Here is a 17,122-nt window from a genome sequence, read left to right on the forward strand (position 1 = left end):
AAGCGTTGTCAACGATTTTTTTTGGAGGCTGTCCGCAACCTCTTGAATCCCTCGATTTTACATCGAGGGAATGACCTTTAACGCGGATAAATCTTTGAGTTTCGGCAATCCGATCCGGTAGCTGCCCCGGGTTTCGATACCGCCGACTCCCTGAGTGCCGCTGATCGTATGCGTCAACACATCGGTAATATGGATCGTGTCGCGGATCGAGGTCAATGAGGCTTTAGCCGCAATATAAACGGGGTCCAGGGCGTGTATCAATACCCGGGAAGGCGAGCTGGCAAAATTCGCCCCCGCCTGCAGCAGCGCTTCGAAATGCGATTGGCAGGCGCCCGCGACAATGGTCAGCGCATCGAAATTGCGTTCATACTGGCGGGCCGCCGCAATCGCCTCGACGAAATGCTTCGAGTTCTTGTAGCTGGATAAATTATACAAGTCCGCCGTCGGGCGGTTCTTTAATACCCCGTCATGTCCGGTCACCACCAAAATATCGGGCTGGATGTTCGGCAGCAGGCGGTACAGCGCTCCAGCCATCGCCGATTCCGTAACGTAATAGCCGTGTGCCGGTACACGGAGCTTTTCGTACAGGCTCAGGCTCTTTTTCAGGTACCCCTCATCCCCGTCCAAATGCAGGACCTTACCCGGTACCTCAAAAAACGACGGTTCCCCCTGCGGAATAAAATCGCGGCCCAAAGACGACCGATTTCGCTCGGTCAGGTCCAGCCGATCTTTTTGCAGCCGCTGCAGAGATTCGGTTGCCTTGATCCGGGCACGCTTCGTTTTTTCTCCCGGCATATCCGCGTTCACGACCACCAAATCCGATATCGGCGCATCGGCTAGCAGCCGAAACTCCGTTCCTTTGATAATGGCCTGCTCCCTCACAAAACGCTCGACGCGGAACGTAATATCTCCACCGTACGATTTGCGGACGACCAAGTCTCCCAAATTCGTCAACTCCATCACCTCTACCCCATCGTATGGGCGAAAAGAGGGATTGGTTACAGCTTTGAACCGCCGATTCCCGCCGCATGCAGGGTATTGCTCAGCTTCGCGAACTCCTCCAGGCTGAGCGTTTCGGCCCGGCGCGCCGGCTCGATACCGGCCTCAGCCAGCAAAGACTCCAGGCGCTCCCGTCCCTCGCCCGGAAAGAAGCGGCTCTTGAGGTTGTTGGAGATCGTCTTGCGGCGCTGCGCAAAGGCGGCCTGAACTACCTCAAAGAAGAACGCCTCTTCCGTCACGGCCACCGGCGGCGCGCTGCGGACCTTCAGCCGGATCACCGCCGATTCCACGTTCGGCTGCGGAATAAATACGCTGTGCGGCACGATGCATACCAGCTCCGGCTCGCTGTAATACTGCACGGCGATGCTGAGGCTGCCGTATTCCTTGCCGCCGGGTCCGGCCGCCATCCGTTCGGCCACTTCCTTTTGAATCATCACCACGATGTTCTCCAGGGGAAGGCCGGCCTCCAGCAGCTTCATCAAAATCGGCGTTGTCACGTAATATGGCAGGTTGGCCACCACGCTGACTTTCTCGCATTCTTTGAATTCGCTCGCAAATAACGCATGAAGATCAAGCTTAAGCACATCACCATGGATCACATGAACCTGAGGGTAGGGCTCCAGGACTTCTTCCAGAATCGGCAAAAGCCGCTGATCGATCTCAACGGCGGCAACCCGCCCCGCCTGCTGCGCCAGCTTCTCCGTCAAAGCGCCGATCCCCGGCCCGATCTCCAGCGCCCCTTTGGACTTGTCCAATTCGGCGGCGCCGACGATTTTGCCGAGGATATTCTGATCGATCAAAAAGTTTTGACCCAAGCTTTTTTTGAATGAAAAACCATGCCGCTGAATAATTTCCTTCGTTCGGCGCGGTGTTGCCACTTCGTCTCTCATCGTCATTCGTTCTTCGCCTCTTTCGTCTCCAATTGGGCCAGCGCGCCCGCAAACTCTTCGCGGCTGATCCGGAAGATGGCGAGCCGTTTATAAAACTGCTTCCCGTTGCAATATCCTATTCCCAGCCGTTCACCCATAAAACGCCGACGCTCGGCCGCCCGCGGATGAACGATCAACCCGGCCGCCATCAGATCCTCCCAGTCGATCTGAGCGGGAGCCGCCTCTTCTTCCGGAGGGGCCTCGGTGCGGACTCGCTCCAACGCCTCGCGAATGGCTTCCGGCGAGGCGTTCTCCACACCGATGTCGCCGGCCTTCGTCGCGTCCGCTTCCCGAAGGAAAGCATGCTTGCAGCCGGGTACCCGCTTCGCCACGATTTTGCGGATCCGCTCCCCCGCATGATCCGGGTCGGTGAAAATAATGACCCCCCGGCGTTCCATAGCCAACTCAATTTTGCGTAGGGTCGCCTCATTAATGGCCGACCCTCCCGTCTCAATCGTGTCGGCCTCCACCGCCCGCTTGACGGCGACCGTATCGTCCCGGCCCTCGACCACAATGACCTCCTTGATCATCCCCGCACTTACCTCTTTCGTTTTGGTTTAAAGACCGCTGATAGCTTCCATCATCACAATAACAAAAAGAAGAGGATTTCTCCTCTTCTTATCCGCGTCTTATTCATCATCCTAATATTATCCCATTCCCAAGGCAAAGTAAACGCTCCGGTCAGTTCAATTCCGGTTTGGTCGGTCCGATGACGTAAACGGTCCGGCCTTTTTTGCGTCCAAAATTCTTCGCCGATTTCAAGGAATCGTAATACACATCCATTTTGTGGCCTTTGATGGCTCCGCCGGTATCCTCAGCCTTGCGGAAACCGACCCCTTCGATATAAACCCACCATCCCAAAGGAACGACATCCTTGTCGACCGCGATCGTTCTTCCCTCCGCTACCCGGGTACCGGAAGCCGTGCGCGTGCCGATGCCGTCCTCCTCGGCGGAGTAGGCCGTAAGAGTCACGTTTTTGAGCACTTTTTTATATTTAAAAGAGACGCCGCCTTTCGTCGTAAGGCCGCTGATATTAACCGCGTTGGCGCTGCGGGAAATGCTGGCGGATGCGACTGCTGTCGGTTTCTTCGTGCCCACGGCAACGACTTTCGGCGAAGCTGCCTTTTTGACCTCTTTGCCGAGCCAGTGTTTGGACACGAACTTTCCGTCTTCATACACTTTTTCGATGTTATGGACTACAACGCCTTCGCTCCCGGGGAACATCACCTTTGTCGTTCCTTTGAGCAGATTCTTGTCGGAGGTTTTCACCACGGTGAAAGGAACGTTTTGCGTAGTCTGTATTTTATGTCTGGTAACGCGGACGACCTTGATGTTCAAGTTCGCCGAGACTTTGCTGTCCAAGGCCGGTGTAACTTTATCTTCCTGCCCCAAAGTGACGCCAAGTTCCTCGATTGCTTTCCGGACACTATCCTGTGTCGTGAAATGGGTCTTTGTCGTTCCATCCACGCTTACCTTGACCGGCACGGCGCGATGGATGACAATCCGGTCCCCGTCTTGAATCGAACTGGCCAGGGAATGAGATACGTTATCCTCCGGCTTCAAAACGATGGACTGCTCTTCCAGCACTTGATTGACCAGCGATTTCCGGGTTTCGATCTGCTGACTCTGCCCGTCAACAACCAAGTATACTTTTTTGTTGCTTTGGCTGTAAAACCAAATCAGGATGATGAGAACTACCGCGATGGACAAAATTCCGACGACCGAAATCTGACGTAGATGTTCTTGTTTCCACCGCATTGCGTAAGACATGCTGGATGAGCGCGATTCATGGGATTCCTCATTGCGGAAAATGCCCATTTCTTCCGTCCTCCTTCATAGTCCCGCCGTCTAGGTCGAATCGTGTTACATATGACGTGACTACATTTCATTTTTACGAAATGCCTAATGAAAGCCGCATTCCGCATCCCGTTCCAGTCTACCCGGCATCAAGTCACCTCCTGTTTAACACAGTATGATGACCCTATTACGTTTATTCAAAACAAAAGAAGCCTTAGAAAGAGTAAGAGGCTCTCTTTCGTGGCTTCCGAATGTCTGGGTGTAATAGGATGCACGAGTTTGCCCTCTCTTAGTACGCTTACGAGGTTAGCTGTCGGGTTAGGACGCAGAGAGCCGCCCTTTCTCCGTCATTCGCTCACGGCGCAATGACCTTGAATTCACCCCAAAGACCCGATAAAGAAATCAATTACAGTCCGGATGGATATCCCTTCGGCACTGTAGTCGGTTCCCCCGTTCTCCATGTTCGGAGACTCAGCGAGACTGGTTCATGGAACCATATAACGGAATCGTCAACGGCATGTTAACGACCCCAAATCGATTACTGAAAAGATTCTATCCTGTTTCGATGCATGTTGTAAAGGACGAATCAACAACGTTTATTTTAATAATTGGTTAAAAAAATGTAATATACTCACTGGAGTTGGTTAAAAAGCATTAATCTTTCCGAAATGCTCTTTTTTTCATCGGTTTTTCTCCCGATTACTCGGGATACCAAATCGTTCCAGCGCATTTTGGGTCGTAATAACGGCAATTTCCTCCACCGAGATCCCCTTTAACTCGGCAGCGGCCTCGGCGACCAATCGGACGTGACCCGTCTCGTTTCTTTTTCCACGAAATGGATGTGGAGTAAGATATGGGGAATCTGTCTCGATCAGCAATCGGTCCAAAGGCGTCTTCGCCAACACCTCTTTGGGCTGCTTTGCATTTTTAAACGTAATCGGTCCGCCAAACGACAAATGAAATCCCAAATCCAGACACATTTTGGCAATTTCCCAGCTGCCCGAATAGGAATGCATGACCCCGCCGATCTCGTTCGCCCGCTCCTCGCGCAGAATCCGAACAACGTCTTCGTGGGCATCCCGGTTATGTATGGAAATCGGCATTCCCAGCTCTCTGGCCAGCCGGATTTGCTTGCGGAATACCTCGTGCTGAACCTCTTTCGGAGACGTATCCCAATAGTAATCCAGGCCGATTTCCCCGATAGCGACAACCTTTTCATGTTTGCATAATTCTGCAATCCAGTCGAGATCCTCTTCTTTCATCGTAATGGCGTCCTGCGGATGCCAGCCTACCGCCGCATAAATGAAGTCATAGGTCTCCGCCAGCTTCATCGTCGTCGGAATCGTATCGCGGTTAAAACCGATGTTGATCATCCGCGTCACGCCTTGCGCCAAAGCGCGTTCAATCGCTTCATGACGATCTTCGTCAAATTGGGGCGCATCCATATGCGTATGTGTATCAAATAGTTCCATGGGTTGTCCCTCCTACGTTCCCTGTTCAAAATATTCCGCGATATGCCGCGGCAGCCGGTCCATAACCGGTCTCAATTTATTCTCCGGGTAGTACAAATGATACTTGCCCCGGTGCAGACCGCTAATGGAACGCACAATATCCGATACCTCGGAAATTTCCTTCAGTTGGTCCTGCCGGTCCAATAACAGGATCTGTTTATCGCGAAATTCGCCGTTCGGACGAAACACATCATAAGGCAGATCGGTCGGAAAATCAATTTCCAGGTCATATTCCGGATGAAGCCCGACTCTTCCGAAGGCAGCGCGAATTTCGTCAATCGTTTCCAGGTCCAGCGACTCCACTTCTACATATTTATACAATTTACGGTTCAAAAAACGGGCGCACAAATCGCTCAACAACTCGTCCGATTCGTTCCTCCACTGCATAAAGGCGGTTTGTACCAAAGCTTCGTCAAGCAGCAGGTATTCCTGTACGGTCAAATCCCGTTTGAACAGACCCGGCAGCGGCTCCGGTAGAAACCGGAACTCGTGTCCCCCCGCATGCAGCTCCTTGGCCCGCCGAAAAATTTGCCGTAGAATAATCTCCGAACTGCGCGTCACCGGATGGAAATAAATCTGCCAATACATTTGATACCTGGACATCAAATAGTCTTCCACCGCATGCATTCCCGATTCCTTGACGACAATCCGGCCCTGGAAAGGGCGCAGCATCCGTAATATCCGGTCCATATCGATCGTTCCGTAGTTAACGCCGGTAAAGTAGGCGTCCCTTAACAAATAATCCATGCGATCCGCATCGAGCGGGCTGGAAACCAGGTTTACCACGATGGGATGCTCATAATCTTTGCGGATGACCGCGGCAACCTTCTCGGGGAAATCCTCGGCATGTCTCCGCAGCACCTCGCCTACTTCAGTATCTCCGAGCAGGATTTTACAGGTCCAGTCTTCATGATGCATCTGAAACGCCTGCTCAATGGAATGGGAGAACGGACCATGCCCCAGGTCATGCAGCAGCGCCGCACATAAAGCGACCAATTTTTCCTCCTGCGGCCAATCCGGATAATGGGCGCGCTCAAACTGCGATATAATGCGACGTGTAATCTCGTAAACGCCCAAGGAGTGGGAGAAACGGCTATGCTCGGCTCCGTGGAAGGTTAAATAGGAGGTTCCCAATTGGCGGATCCGCCGCAGCCTTTGAAATTCCGCCGTGTTAATTAGCGACCAAATCATTTCGTCCTGAACGTGAATATAATTATGAACAGGATCCTTAAAAACTTTTTCTTCCCGAAGCTGAAGGTGCATGGCATAAAGTCCCCTTTCTTAATTTCAAAAAATATTTTTTGATAAATAAAGAAGGATTGTGACTGATGTCGTAGGTTTATGTCGAATTTTGTCGTAATAAGTCAATATAGTAACTTCCAAGATGTCGAATCTATAAATTGCGGGCTAAAACGCCGAAAATCCCATTGCATCATGACCTCAAAAAGCTTAGAATTAGAAATTATACTGAACTCTACCATAAATAGGTTGACTGATCTGGCAATGGTTGGTATTATAATTATCATAAAAGATAGAAGTTTGTCGAATAATGACACTTTTAAATTATAGCGAGAGGGGCAATCATCGGTTATGATGAAATCAACAGGTATCGTAAGAAAAGTAGACGAATTGGGACGGGTCGTAATTCCTATCGAATTGCGCCGCACGCTCGGTATTGGTGAGAAGGACGCCCTCGAGATTTATGTCGACGGCGAGCGCATTATGCTAAAGAAATACGAGCCCGCTTGTATTTTCTGCGGCAATGCTGAGAACGTCACTTACTTCAAAGGCAAAATTGTTTGCCAGGAATGTTTGACCGAACTTCCTACCCCTGTGACAAATTAAGAAATATAGTATATAATAGGTTTATTAAAAACTGTTAATTCTAACCTTTTTCATATCTCCTTGGCGCCTTCAGGCTTGAACCCGGCCTGTAAGGCCCCTTTTTTTGTACGCTTTTTTTATCGTGATCCAAAGGGAGCCCCATTATATTAACAATTTATAGACGTCGCGTTTGGTCATTCCCCGGTCGGAGGCCGCTTTTTTCATCGCTTCTTTTCGGGAGAGATTTTGCTCTTCCTCATAGTGGCGCACATGCGCCTCGATCGATAATTCTTGCCACCAAGCGTCCTTTCTCTCTTTGATCTTGACGGGATCCGCACCTTCCACCACCAGGCAGTATTCCCCCAGCGGCGGATGTTCCGTCAGCCACGCTAAGCAATCGCTCACACGGCCCCGTGCCATCTCTTCGTATCTTTTCGTCAGCTCACGAGCCAACACGATCCGACGGTCCCCCCAGGCCTCCAGAATAGCCTCCAGCGTCTTGATCACCCGATGGGGAGATTCATACAACAACAATGTGCTCGCCTCGTCCTCCAGCGAACGGAGCAGAACGTCGCGCTCTTTGGAATCCCGTGGCAGAAAACCGATAAATTGAAACCGTTCGGTAGAGAGGCCGGATACGATCAGCGCCGACAAAGCCGCGTTGGCCCCCGGGATCGGAATCACCGAAATTCCGGCTTCTACCGCCAGTTTCACCAAATCGCTGCCCGGATCGGAAATGGCCGGTAATCCGGCGTCGCTAACCAGGGCCAAATTTTTTCCTTCTATTATAAACCGAATTAGTTCCGGCCCGCTCGCCGCCTTGTTATGCTCGTGGTAGCTGAGCAGCTTGCCCGGCGAAATTTCGAAATGCGTCAACAGTTTGCGGGTTTGCCGCGTGTCCTCCGCCGCAATAATGTCCGCTTCCCGCAGCGTTCTGACGGCCCGGTAGGTCATATCCTCCAGATTGCCAATCGGCGTAGCCACCAGGTATAACTTACCGTATGGGGTACCCTGCGCTTCCGCAAAACTTTTCTGTATCGTTAGACTCATGCTTCTCCCTCTTTTGGTCCGTAATAGATATCCATGATTTCCCGACAGTAGCTGCCGGACTCGTCGTAAACAATCAACGGCGGCTGGATCCGAACATCCGGCTTGCCATCGCGCAATGCCTCAATCAGCACCATGTTGGCTTCCGCCCCGATTCGGGGATGAACAAAGCGAACGATTTTCGGCTCGAGCCGGTATTGGCGCAGTAAGGTCATCATTTCCCCAAGACGCTGGGGTTTATGTACCATGAAGAATTTGCCGCCGGGTCGAAGCAGCCGCATGGCCGCAGCTATGACCTCCTCCAGCGTGCAGTGGATTTCGTGCCGGGCGATGGCTTGGTGCGGATTGATCTTCAAATCTCCCCCCGTCAGCGGCATATATGGCGGGTTAACGGTAATGGCATCGTAAACCGGACGGTCCTTCTCCTTAGGGAGCTCCCGTAGATCCCCTTCGCGTATTCTGATCCGCTCCGTAAGCCCGTTCATCTCCACGCTCCGCCGGGCCATATCCGCAAGCCGCGGCTGGATTTCAATGCCGTCGATCTTTGCCCGACTGCGGGTCGACAGCAGCAGCGGAATAACGCCGTTGCCGGTACACATATCCAGCACGTGCCCGCGGCCCGGAATTTGGGCAAACCGGGCCAACAGCACGGCATCCATCGAAAAGCTGAACACCTCGTCGCTTTGAATAATCCCCAGCTCGTGAGTCAGCAGGTCGTCGATACGCTCTTTTTCATAGAGTACAGGTTGCTTCTTCAAATTGATCTTCCATTCTGTAAAAAGTAATCGAAATTTCTTAAATCTTTAAAAAAAACCGTAGGAAGCATCCCTACGGTTCGTTATTTATTCAAAAAAGACAAGCAGAACAGGCAGTCGCCTTCCGTGCGCAAATGTCCGTAATTGACATTGCAGATGTGGAACCCTTCGTGATAAAGACGCGCCAGATTGTCGTACCCTTCACCGACGATATCGATGCTTTCGCCGCCCTCCGGCATCGGTGCCGGAGAAGCCGGGGAATCGGTGGGCGGATTGCCTTCCGCCCCCTCCCCTTTCAGAATTTTGCGCATCTTCTCGTTCTCCAGGCGAAGCTGCTGATTCTCTTCCAGCAGCCTCTTGACCTCCAGCATCAGCGTGCTAAATTGGCCGTGAACCTTACCCATTTGTTTTTCCAGCGCCTGCATATGATTAAATATATCCTTATTCTCCAAGTTCCCACCCCAGAGTCCATTCTCTAAAGTCTTTCTTGAATGTATTGTCTTCTATTTCACGACGACATCGTCGAGCGGGAGCTCCTTGACTTTGCCGATTTCAAACAGCTGTACATGAACCGTCCGGGCCCCCGCGTTCAAGCCGACCACTTTACCGTCACCCAGCGAAGTGACGACCAATTTCCCGACCGAAGGGAGCTCTTCTCGCACGCTTTCATAATTATCATGCTCAAATTTCAAACAGCACATCAATCGGCCGCAAAGCCCCGATATCTTGGTCGGATTCAAGGACAAGCTTTGATCCTTGGCCATCTTGATCGACACCGGCTCAAAGTCGCCGAGCCAGGAAGAGCAGCATAATACCCGCCCGCAGGGCCCGATACCGCCAAGCATCTTGGCCTCGTCGCGAACACCGATCTGCCGCAGCTCGATCCGGGTCCGAAAAATGCTGGCCAGATCCTTAACCAATTCACGGAAATCGACCCGGCCCTCCGCCGTAAAATAAAAAATAATTTTATTGCGGTCAAACGTAAATTCCACATCGACCAACTTCATTTTTAAATCATGGTCTTTGATTTTATTTAAACATGTAGCAAAGGCATTCTTTGCCGCAAACTTGTTCTCCTCAACAACACGGGCGTCGGACTCATCGGCGATCCGGATGACCTTCTTCAGCGGAAGCACGACATCATTCTCTCCGACCTGCTTCTTGCCGACAACCACTTTACCGTACTCGATCCCGCGCGCCGTTTCGACGATCACACTCTGATCCTTCTCTACGGGAAGCTCCAGCGGGTCGAAGTAATATATTTTGCCCGCCTTTTTAAAACGGACACCTACTACAGTGTACAAAAACTAACCCCCTTGTATACCTATAAAAAACACACAAATTCTGTAAAAACCCATGTTCTTGCACGGGAGAAAGTTTAACTGTCTGGTCCGAAATCGCTAAAAGCCTGAGGTCGGCGTTATCCGCCAATACCGATCAGGAACTGCTCAAGGCAGAGCTGGCTATTCATATGCTGGCGCAGCTTCTTCTTGCTCTCCGCGGCCAGCGCCATGGCATCGATCCATTGCCCCGGATTGCGGGAGGAAGCGTGTCTACGAATAAAATCCAGCTCATCTATAAAAACGATATGATCATGTCTTTGATGGAGCGCATGGAGCATGTCTTTAAACCACAAATGGAAAAGGTCAAAGAGCATGTCCAAATGATCGCCTAAACCTGCTTTAAATACGCTTTGCTGCGCTGTAACCAACGGAGTTCCGCCACGGCCAGCGGTCTCCTTCCCTAATTGTAACACTACGTTTCTAATTTCTGCAAACCAATTCTGGCGCAGCAGTTCGCGGCATGCCTCCGGTCCGGCCGCCACTTGGACGGCACAGCGGGCCAGCGTTCCGGAAAAACCCTCGCCAGACAGAATTTGCAGCATCGTCTCCGGATCAACCGGCTGGAATGGTACCCACTGGGCCCGCGATTGAATCGTCGGAAGCAGGGCGCGTCCATTATCGGAGAGCAGAATCGCCAACGCCGGAGAAGGGGGTTCTTCCAAAAACTTCAGTAGGCTGTTCGCCGCCTGCACGGTCATTTTGTCTGCTTGCTCAATAATATACGCCTTAGGATTACCGCTTTCCGAACGGTATGAAAAGATGCGCTGCAAATCGCGGATTTGATCGATTTTGATCGTTGCCCCCTCGGGTGCGATGACATGCAGGTCGGGGTGATTGCCATGCAGCAATTTGCGGCATTCCAGACACTCCCCGCAGGCCTCCTCGGTCCCCGAGGTACAAAACAAGGCCTGAACAAACGCCAAGGCCATTTCTTTCTGTCCGCTTCCCGGCGGGCCGCTGAATATATATGCATGGGAAATACGATGTTGGCGGAGGCCGCTCTGCAATAGTTGCTTCGCCGCCTCCTGCCCGATAATATCCTTGAAAGACATAATTCTGGTCTACCTTTCCAAAAGAGGGGAGCGCCGACTCTAAAAACAGAGATTGATCAGCATCCCTCGGATTTCGCCGATTTTTTGCAGGAGCTCGATTTTTCCTTCCTCGGTCTCCAGCAGCTCATCGGCCATGGCCAGCAGGGCGGCATCCACTTCATCCAACAGCTTGTAGCGTTTGCCGCGCCCGCGCCGATCCCAGCCCCGAGCTTCTTTAATGCCTACGCCCCGGCGGACCGTATCCTCCAAAAATCGTTTCACAAGCAGGCGGTATGCCTTAAGTTCCCGGATCGTCATGGAATGGGCAAGCCGATCCCCCTGCATTTGTATCTCTTTAAACTTGCGATTCAGCTCTTCCTTGGATGCCTGTGTGCCATGCTGCTGCATGACGTCGGAGAAGCTTTTCGCCTGAACCGGCTTGGCCGCATTTTCATTGATACCCAGACCGCTTTTTAGCGGCCGGTAACCCGGATCTATTTTCACAGCAATCACCGCCGTCTTTCTATAATCTATAATCTAAATGGACTTAATGGTTTGCCTTAAAAATGTTCAAACCGATCTACCGGCAGAACGAAAACCGTAGCTCCTCCAACCTGAACCTCCACCGGCAACGGTAAATACGAATCGGTAGTTCCGCTCATCGGGGTAACCGGGGTAACCAATTGCTCGCGTACTTTACAACTGTTACGGATCACATTCATCACGGCTTCAACCTGGTTATCATCTACCCCGATCATGAACGTCGTATTCCCCGCCCGCAGAAACCCTCCGGTACTCGCCAGCTTGGTCGCCCGGAAGTTTTCCTTCACCAACGCGCTGGACAACCGGTTGCTGTCTTTGTCCTGGACAATTGCAACGATCAGTTTCATTTGCAGCCCCTCCTCGTTAACTTATGATTGAATAGCTCTCTTTACTATTTGACATTTACAGTCCAAAATCCTTTAAAGCCGCGGCAAGCCGGCCCCTTATCTCCGTTGCCACCTCATCGAGACTGACCGACGCGTCCACCTTGCGAATGCGATCCGGATACATGGCCGCCAGAACCTCATAGCCTTCCCTGACCTTATGGTGAAAATCCATTCCCTCCAGATCCAGCCGATTGACTTCCCGGCCCTGGGCCGCAGCGATCCGGGCGATTCCCACCTCAGGCTCAATATCCATATAAAAGGTGATGTCCGGAAACCGGCCGGCGGTCGCAAACAAGTTGATCGACAGCACCTCGTCGATGCCAAGCCCCCGGGCATAGCCCTGGTAAGCCAGACTGCTGTCGACAAACCGGTCGCACAATACCGTAATCCCCTGAGCCAAAGCCGGCTCCACCTTCTCCGCAAGATGCTGCCTGCGGGCCGCCGCATAAAGAAGCGCTTCGGTTCGACTATCCATTTCCGTATGGATGGGATTCAAGATCACTTCGCGGATTTCCTCGGCGATCCGGATTCCTCCCGGCTCCCGGGTTATGAGATAGGGAATTCCTCTCTCTTCTAATGCTTTACCCAATTCATGGATGACCGATGTCTTTCCCGATCCTTCGCCGCCTTCCAGCGTTATAAATAATCCCCGTTTTTTTACGTTCAATGCCCTTCCCTGCTTTCCGTCCTGTGCTTAATCACTTGTATGGTCTTTAACGTCGGATCGGCCGGCCCCTGGCACTTGGCCTTGGCTCGGCGGAGCGCCACTAACTGCTCCTTCATTCGGCGGCTGACCGTCTCCCCCGGATACAGAAGCGGAATGCCCGGAGGGTAGGGGATTACCATCTCGGCAGCTTGGCGTCCTTCGCAATCCTCCAAGAGGATCGTTTCCTTCTCCTCCGGCCCCACCGGACGAAGCCCGAAGGCCACCGGCGACGATACCTCATCCCACGCCGGCCATTTCGCATCGGTTTGGATGTTCCACGTGGAAAAACGGGAGGCCTCTCCGATCGCCGAAAGCTGCCCCAGCCTTCGCAATACGCGGGAGACATCTTCACTCGTGGTCCCTGGACCAAGCGCCAGTACAACGTACCGTTCATCGCTCATTTCGGGGACGCAGCCCCCTTCTTCCAGCTTGGCATGCAGTTCGTATCCGCTCCATTCGCCGGTGGCATCGTAGAGCACGGCCTTCCACGGATCTTGTATAGCATATGCTACATGATCTCCGCTTGCGCCCGGCTTCAGCAGCCCGAAGCGCGGGAGTTCGCGAAGCCCCCGCTCCAGTTGCTCCACAGCGGCCAAGCCGCGTTCGAAAAAGGCGGACCCTTCCGATTGCAGCTTGCTTCGGCTGAGGTCCAGCGACGCCATAATCGGATAGGACGGGCTTGAGCTTTGCACCATCGCCAGCCGCTGCCGCAGCAGACCACGGTCCAGCAGGCCGCCCTGTACATGCAGCATGGCGCCCATGGTGAGCGCGGTCAGCATCTTGTGCGTAGACTGCACGACGCCGTCGGCGCCGGCCTGCAGCGCGCTCTCCGGCAGTGCCGGGTGCAGGCCGAAGTGGGCGCCGTGGGCCTCGTCCACGAGCAGCGGCACGCCGGCGGCGTGGCAGAGCTCGGCCAGCGGGCGCAGCGAGGCTCCCATCCCGTAGTAATTCGGGTGCGTGACGAGCAGCCCCTTGGCGCCGGGATACCGGCGCAGGGCCTCACGCACCGTCCGCTCCGACGGGATGGTCACCAGGCCGCTGCCTGCGTCCTGCTGCGGCGCCAGAAACACCGCGTGCGCGCCTGCGAGCATCAATCCGTGAATCACGGATTTATGCACATTGCGCTGCACGAGCAGCACATCTCCCGGAGCGGTGCACACGCTCAGGATCATCGCCAGGTTGCCGGCCGTGCTGCCGCCAACCAAAAAAAACGTCTCCTCCGCGCCAAACACGCCCGCCGCCAGTTCCTGCGCCTCGCGAATGACGCCCTCCGGGTGGTGCAAATCGTCCGTGCCGGTAATTTCCGTCACGTCCAAGGCCAACACCCCGGCGAGCTCGGCCCCCGCCGTGCCTCCCCGATAGGCTGCACCGTTCTTATGCCCCGGCACATGAAAAGAGGCGTCCCGCTTAGCGATATACTCCTGCAAAGCCGTATATAAAGGAGCGCTTGCGGTCGTATTTTTTGTTGCCGCAGCTCTTCCCCCCATCGCTGCAGCTTTATCGTTATCATCGGTCCGAATGGTCTCGCTAACTTCCTCCACTTTCTTGCCATGTTTCTGTTCCGCATTCAACATGATCTGACCCTTTCAACGCTTGTCTAGCAACAAGTCTTTCGTTTCATTGTAACGCTTTCCCTTTGAAAAGGGCAACATAAAAGGACCCGTCAATTTAAAGAACAGGTCCCTCCCCTTTTGCCCTTATGCATTTTTTTCTACCCAAATCTGCTTCATGCGATGAATGAAGAAATGATATTTTTCCTCCTGTACATCCGTATGCACCATTTCCGCCTCACAGGCATCACAAATGAACTCCGATACGATATGGATGCCTTCCGACTTCGGTTCCCCGCAAATAATGCACGTATTTTCGGCATGCTGGTCCATTGTCGATCCCACCTTGTATGTTTTACTACCAGTATGGCACAGATTCTATTATTTTAAACCTTTTCATAGTTGGTTTTCTATATTATATATATGCCGGTTTGGGACCGTCCGTGTTTGTACGGCACCCAACTCAAAAATTGTTTCACTTCAACCGATATACAAAGTAAGGTGTGTTTTTTGCTGGCATTGTAGTCATCCTTTGTAAACGCACTCAATTTGGCCAAGGAGGATTGCTGTTTCAGATGTCTGCTGATACGGGAAGAAATGCGACGTTTTACAATTATCGGCTATTAAAAAAAATCGTTCTGCCCAAGCCTTTAATTCAAGGCTTCTTAACTCTCCCTTTTATTTGGCTGATCGCGGAAATGATCTTCATCTCGTGGACGAGTATATTTTATTTCGTGCTTGCTGTGCCCGTTGTTTTATGGATTCACTTCGTTATCGCACGATCCGTGCTCATAATTACCAGCCATTCCTATCGCAAACGCTGGCGGTTTACCCGGCGTCTGCCCTGGATCGGTTATTTGCCGGATCAATACGTAAGCTATAGCACTTATCGCCAAGTGCATCTGCATGCATCCTGGATCGGCCTTGGTATCATCGCCATTCTGATCCCCTGGTCTCCCCTGTCTTTCATTGTATCGTTGCTGGTATGGCATTTCTGGTTTTTGGCTCCCCGGCTTTATATCCTGGCCGGACTGAAAAAACAGCCCAAAAACGGGTGGATCAAGTTTAACGAGCACGATACCTCGTATTACATGTCCTAACCTTTTTTACATAACAAAAAAAAGCCCGGCTCCTCGTTGGTTGGTTCTAACAGGATCCGGCTTCTTTGTATAGACCGTAAATATTCGCGCGACGTTGGCCGGCGCGGCGTATTATTATTGTTCATCCCTTCGTCAAGGACTCTCCAACCCTTGAATCACGGATTTCCCTTCCATTTTGGGCACCAATACCGTAAAGGCATTATCGTGTATTGTCAGTTGAACTACCAATCTATCTTTATGGTACACCTTTGTCGTTCCCGCGCTTTCTTCCTTCTCCTCCGTCCAGCCCCACTCCTTAATGGCCTTCTCGTAAGCCTCCGGTACGCTGCTGCTCTCCTTAAGGCCTGGCAACGAATAATGAACATAATCCATTTTCGAATTATTCATCGCGGTCTCCGTTCGTTTAGCTTCCTTAGGTACCGGGAAACTCTTCTCTACCGCCGATCCGACAAACGTCGTCCAGGAAGGCTCGGAAGTGCCGCAGCCTGCGATGATAACCAACATCAGCAAGACTCCTCCCATGAAGCACAAGGAACGCCTAATTCCTCTTTGCCGCATGATGTATCCCTCCTTACCCTGCCTTATTCTAATTGAGTATTTATTTATGCATCGATGATTACATCGGATGCAGGATGTCAGTAGGCCTTTCAACTAACACTAAAACACCAATCTTAATTATATCCGTTAGTCCTCTACCTGTCGGTAACAAAATGGTTACATTCCCTCTGGTACTTTCTGAAGTTTAGGGAATCATTTAGAATCAACTTGTAATCGGCTTGCACTATACCCAGTTAAAGACAAACTCAGATTGAAAATCGATCTAACATTAGGTAAGACCCTCCGTCTTGTACTATCATTTACCTTTATAATTGTAACCCACTTCTTTCCTAAACAAATGACAAAGCCCATTACAGTTTCTTCTTACTTTGATCTATAAATTGACGGATCCTTAACCTCTTTAAAACATTTCCAGAGTAAATAAAACCCACTTAGATTGCGATATCCTGCAAATCTGCAGGAATTATTGGGGTAGAGGGCCCTTCTGTGCGATATTCCTGCAAATCTGCAGGCTTTTGTTGCTGCTGAGATTCCCTTCGGGGGAGAGAGCCGAAAATGCCTGCACATTTGCATCCTTTTCGCTTTTCGAGGCCCACACGTTCGGAAATTGTTGCAGATTTGCATCAATTTGTATTAGGGCATACAAAAAGAGCACCACCGCTTCATACGGTAGTGCTCTTTCTTAGTTGCTTGGCAACGTCCTACTCTCCCAGGACCCTTCGGTCCAAGTACCATCGGCGCTGGAGGGCTTAACGGTCGTGTTCGGGATGGGTACGCGTGGAACCCCTCCGCCATCGCCACCAAACGTGTTCAGATGTTTGATCACCTGAAAACTGGATACGAAACGTGCTTTGCGTTTTAGTCTCCTCAAGTGCTCAGATCGGCTTGTTCAGCCTGACGCCACTTTTTGGAGTTGTTTTTGGATAAGCCCTCGACCGATTAGTACCTGTCAGCTCCATGCATTGCTGCACTTCCACCCCAGGCCTATCAACCTCGTCGTCTTCAAGGGGTCTTACTAATTGGGAAATCTCATCTTGAGGGGG

At 51.9% G+C, this 17,122-nt stretch carries 19 protein-coding genes, 2 rRNA genes and 1 riboswitch; of the genes, 2 read left to right on the forward strand and 19 right to left on the reverse strand.

Annotated elements, in window-relative coordinates; translation table 11 throughout:
* Positions 1-57: 57 nt before the first annotated feature.
* The 6 genes from yabG to V4U88_RS23035 all read right to left on the reverse strand — a co-directional run bounded on the left by yabG (position 58) and on the right by V4U88_RS23035 (position 6,499).
* On the reverse strand, positions 58-960 hold the full coding sequence (yabG, locus tag V4U88_RS23010; protein WP_334075581.1) for a sporulation peptidase YabG: 903 nt from the start codon (positions 958-960) through the stop codon (positions 58-60).
* Between the two features lie 38 nt (positions 961-998).
* Positions 999-1,895 carry a 16S rRNA (adenine(1518)-N(6)/adenine(1519)-N(6))-dimethyltransferase RsmA gene (rsmA, locus tag V4U88_RS23015; RefSeq protein ID WP_334075582.1) on the reverse strand — a complete coding sequence of 299 codons (897 nt, stop codon included), beginning with the start codon at positions 1,893-1,895 and terminating at the stop codon, positions 999-1,001.
* Entirely contained in the window at positions 1,892-2,458 is a 567-nt protein-coding gene (rnmV, locus tag V4U88_RS23020) for a ribonuclease M5 (RefSeq protein WP_334075583.1), read from the reverse strand. The genes rsmA and rnmV overlap by 4 nt, the downstream gene beginning before the upstream one ends.
* Before the next feature lie 151 nt (positions 2,459-2,609).
* Entirely contained in the window at positions 2,610-3,746 is a 1,137-nt protein-coding gene (locus V4U88_RS23025; protein ID WP_213509067.1) for a 3D domain-containing protein, read from the reverse strand.
* 258 nt (positions 3,747-4,004) lie between these two features.
* Positions 4,005-4,212: riboswitch (cyclic di-AMP (ydaO/yuaA leader) on the reverse strand.
* 193 nt (positions 4,213-4,405) lie between these two features.
* A complete protein-coding gene (locus tag V4U88_RS23030) occupies positions 4,406-5,197 on the reverse strand; it encodes a TatD family hydrolase (protein ID WP_334075584.1) in 792 nt (263 codons plus the stop codon).
* Positions 5,198-5,209: 12 nt separating this feature from the next.
* Positions 5,210-6,499, reverse strand: a complete 1,290-nt coding sequence (locus tag V4U88_RS23035) for an HD domain-containing protein (protein ID WP_334075585.1) — start codon at positions 6,497-6,499, stop codon at positions 5,210-5,212.
* A 327-nt stretch (positions 6,500-6,826) separates the two neighbouring features.
* Here V4U88_RS23035 and V4U88_RS23040 point away from each other — a divergent pair, with 327 nt between their 5' ends.
* Positions 6,827-7,081, forward strand: coding sequence for an AbrB/MazE/SpoVT family DNA-binding domain-containing protein (locus V4U88_RS23040; protein ID WP_148454200.1), 255 nt, complete (start codon positions 6,827-6,829; stop codon positions 7,079-7,081).
* 141 nt (positions 7,082-7,222) lie between these two features.
* Here V4U88_RS23040 and rsmI read toward each other — a convergent pair whose 3' ends face one another.
* From rsmI to V4U88_RS23090, 10 genes are all read right to left on the reverse strand, one after another.
* The gene (rsmI, locus tag V4U88_RS23045; RefSeq protein WP_334075586.1) at positions 7,223-8,110 is read right to left on the reverse strand and encodes a 16S rRNA (cytidine(1402)-2'-O)-methyltransferase; all 888 of its coding nucleotides are present in this window, start codon (positions 8,108-8,110) and stop codon (positions 7,223-7,225) included.
* A complete protein-coding gene (locus V4U88_RS23050; protein ID WP_334075587.1) occupies positions 8,107-8,865 on the reverse strand; it encodes a tRNA1(Val) (adenine(37)-N6)-methyltransferase in 759 nt (252 codons plus the stop codon). Before V4U88_RS23050 ends, rsmI begins: the two co-directional genes overlap by 4 nt.
* Before the next feature lie 80 nt (positions 8,866-8,945).
* Positions 8,946-9,314, reverse strand: a complete 369-nt coding sequence (locus V4U88_RS23055) for an initiation-control protein YabA (protein ID WP_334075588.1) — start codon at positions 9,312-9,314, stop codon at positions 8,946-8,948.
* Between the two features lie 51 nt (positions 9,315-9,365).
* Positions 9,366-10,166: a PSP1 domain-containing protein gene (locus V4U88_RS23060; RefSeq protein WP_213509073.1), complete on the reverse strand. Its 801-nt coding sequence runs from the start codon at positions 10,164-10,166 to the stop codon at positions 9,366-9,368.
* A gap of 116 nt (positions 10,167-10,282) precedes the next feature.
* Entirely contained in the window at positions 10,283-11,257 is a 975-nt protein-coding gene (gene holB, locus V4U88_RS23065; RefSeq protein ID WP_334075589.1) for a DNA polymerase III subunit delta', read from the reverse strand.
* Between the two features lie 39 nt (positions 11,258-11,296).
* A complete protein-coding gene (locus tag V4U88_RS23070) occupies positions 11,297-11,740 on the reverse strand; it encodes a YaaR family protein (protein ID WP_213509075.1) in 444 nt (147 codons plus the stop codon).
* A gap of 56 nt (positions 11,741-11,796) precedes the next feature.
* On the reverse strand, positions 11,797-12,126 hold the full coding sequence (locus V4U88_RS23075) for a cyclic-di-AMP receptor (protein ID WP_148454187.1): 330 nt from the start codon (positions 12,124-12,126) through the stop codon (positions 11,797-11,799).
* A 55-nt stretch (positions 12,127-12,181) separates the two neighbouring features.
* The gene (tmk, locus tag V4U88_RS23080) at positions 12,182-12,832 is read right to left on the reverse strand and encodes a dTMP kinase (protein WP_334075590.1); all 651 of its coding nucleotides are present in this window, start codon (positions 12,830-12,832) and stop codon (positions 12,182-12,184) included.
* Positions 12,829-14,358, reverse strand: a complete 1,530-nt coding sequence (locus V4U88_RS23085; RefSeq protein ID WP_334075596.1) for an aminotransferase class I/II-fold pyridoxal phosphate-dependent enzyme — start codon at positions 14,356-14,358, stop codon at positions 12,829-12,831. Before V4U88_RS23085 ends, tmk begins: the two co-directional genes overlap by 4 nt.
* Before the next feature lie 210 nt (positions 14,359-14,568).
* Positions 14,569-14,754 (reverse strand): sigma factor G inhibitor Gin, encoded by a 186-nt coding sequence (locus V4U88_RS23090; protein WP_334075591.1) that lies wholly within the window; start codon positions 14,752-14,754, stop codon positions 14,569-14,571.
* Between the two features lie 242 nt (positions 14,755-14,996).
* Here V4U88_RS23090 and V4U88_RS23095 point away from each other — a divergent pair, with 242 nt between their 5' ends.
* Positions 14,997-15,521, forward strand: coding sequence for a hypothetical protein (locus tag V4U88_RS23095; protein WP_334075592.1), 525 nt, complete (start codon positions 14,997-14,999; stop codon positions 15,519-15,521).
* Positions 15,522-15,653: 132 nt separating this feature from the next.
* Here V4U88_RS23095 and V4U88_RS23100 read toward each other — a convergent pair whose 3' ends face one another.
* The 3 genes from V4U88_RS23100 to V4U88_RS23110 form a co-directional block, all read right to left on the reverse strand.
* On the reverse strand, positions 15,654-16,025 hold the full coding sequence (locus V4U88_RS23100; RefSeq protein WP_334075593.1) for a hypothetical protein: 372 nt from the start codon (positions 16,023-16,025) through the stop codon (positions 15,654-15,656).
* 742 nt (positions 16,026-16,767) lie between these two features.
* Positions 16,768-16,884: ribosomal RNA gene (rrf, locus tag V4U88_RS23105) — 5S ribosomal RNA — on the reverse strand.
* Positions 16,885-16,998: 114 nt separating this feature from the next.
* A 23S ribosomal RNA gene (locus V4U88_RS23110) occupies positions 16,999-17,122 on the reverse strand; the annotation flags it as partial.

The sequence above is a fragment of the Paenibacillus sp. A14 genome (assembly GCF_036864815.1).
Lineage (GTDB): Bacteria > Bacillota > Bacilli > Paenibacillales > Paenibacillaceae > Fontibacillus > Fontibacillus sanfengchensis.

What these genes read in the sequence shown, in the direction of transcription:
- yabG (WP_334075581.1), bottom strand. Translation starts at nt 960, where the DNA reads ATGGAGTTGACGAATTTGGGAGACTTGGTCGTCCGCAAATCGTACGGT.
- rsmA (WP_334075582.1), bottom strand. Translation starts at nt 1,895, where the DNA reads ATGACGATGAGAGACGAAGTGGCAACACCGCGCCGAACGAAGGAAATT.
- rnmV (WP_334075583.1), bottom strand. Translation starts at nt 2,458, where the DNA reads ATGATCAAGGAGGTCATTGTGGTCGAGGGCCGGGACGATACGGTCGCC.
- V4U88_RS23025 (WP_213509067.1), bottom strand. Translation starts at nt 3,746, where the DNA reads ATGGGCATTTTCCGCAATGAGGAATCCCATGAATCGCGCTCATCCAGC.
- V4U88_RS23030 (WP_334075584.1), bottom strand. Translation starts at nt 5,197, where the DNA reads ATGGAACTATTTGATACACATACGCATATGGATGCGCCCCAATTTGAC.
- V4U88_RS23035 (WP_334075585.1), bottom strand. Translation starts at nt 6,499, where the DNA reads ATGCACCTTCAGCTTCGGGAAGAAAAAGTTTTTAAGGATCCTGTTCAT.
- V4U88_RS23040 (WP_148454200.1), top strand. Translation starts at nt 6,827, where the DNA reads ATGATGAAATCAACAGGTATCGTAAGAAAAGTAGACGAATTGGGACGG.
- rsmI (WP_334075586.1), bottom strand. Translation starts at nt 8,110, where the DNA reads ATGAGTCTAACGATACAGAAAAGTTTTGCGGAAGCGCAGGGTACCCCA.
- holB (WP_334075589.1), bottom strand. Translation starts at nt 11,257, where the DNA reads ATGTCTTTCAAGGATATTATCGGGCAGGAGGCGGCGAAGCAACTATTG.
- V4U88_RS23075 (WP_148454187.1), bottom strand. Translation starts at nt 12,126, where the DNA reads ATGAAACTGATCGTTGCAATTGTCCAGGACAAAGACAGCAACCGGTTG.
- V4U88_RS23085 (WP_334075596.1), bottom strand. Translation starts at nt 14,358, where the DNA reads ATGGGGGGAAGAGCTGCGGCAACAAAAAATACGACCGCAAGCGCTCCT.
- V4U88_RS23090 (WP_334075591.1), bottom strand. Translation starts at nt 14,754, where the DNA reads ATGGACCAGCATGCCGAAAATACGTGCATTATTTGCGGGGAACCGAAG.
- V4U88_RS23095 (WP_334075592.1), top strand. Translation starts at nt 14,997, where the DNA reads ATGTCTGCTGATACGGGAAGAAATGCGACGTTTTACAATTATCGGCTA.
- V4U88_RS23100 (WP_334075593.1), bottom strand. Translation starts at nt 16,025, where the DNA reads ATGTTGGTTATCATCGCAGGCTGCGGCACTTCCGAGCCTTCCTGGACG.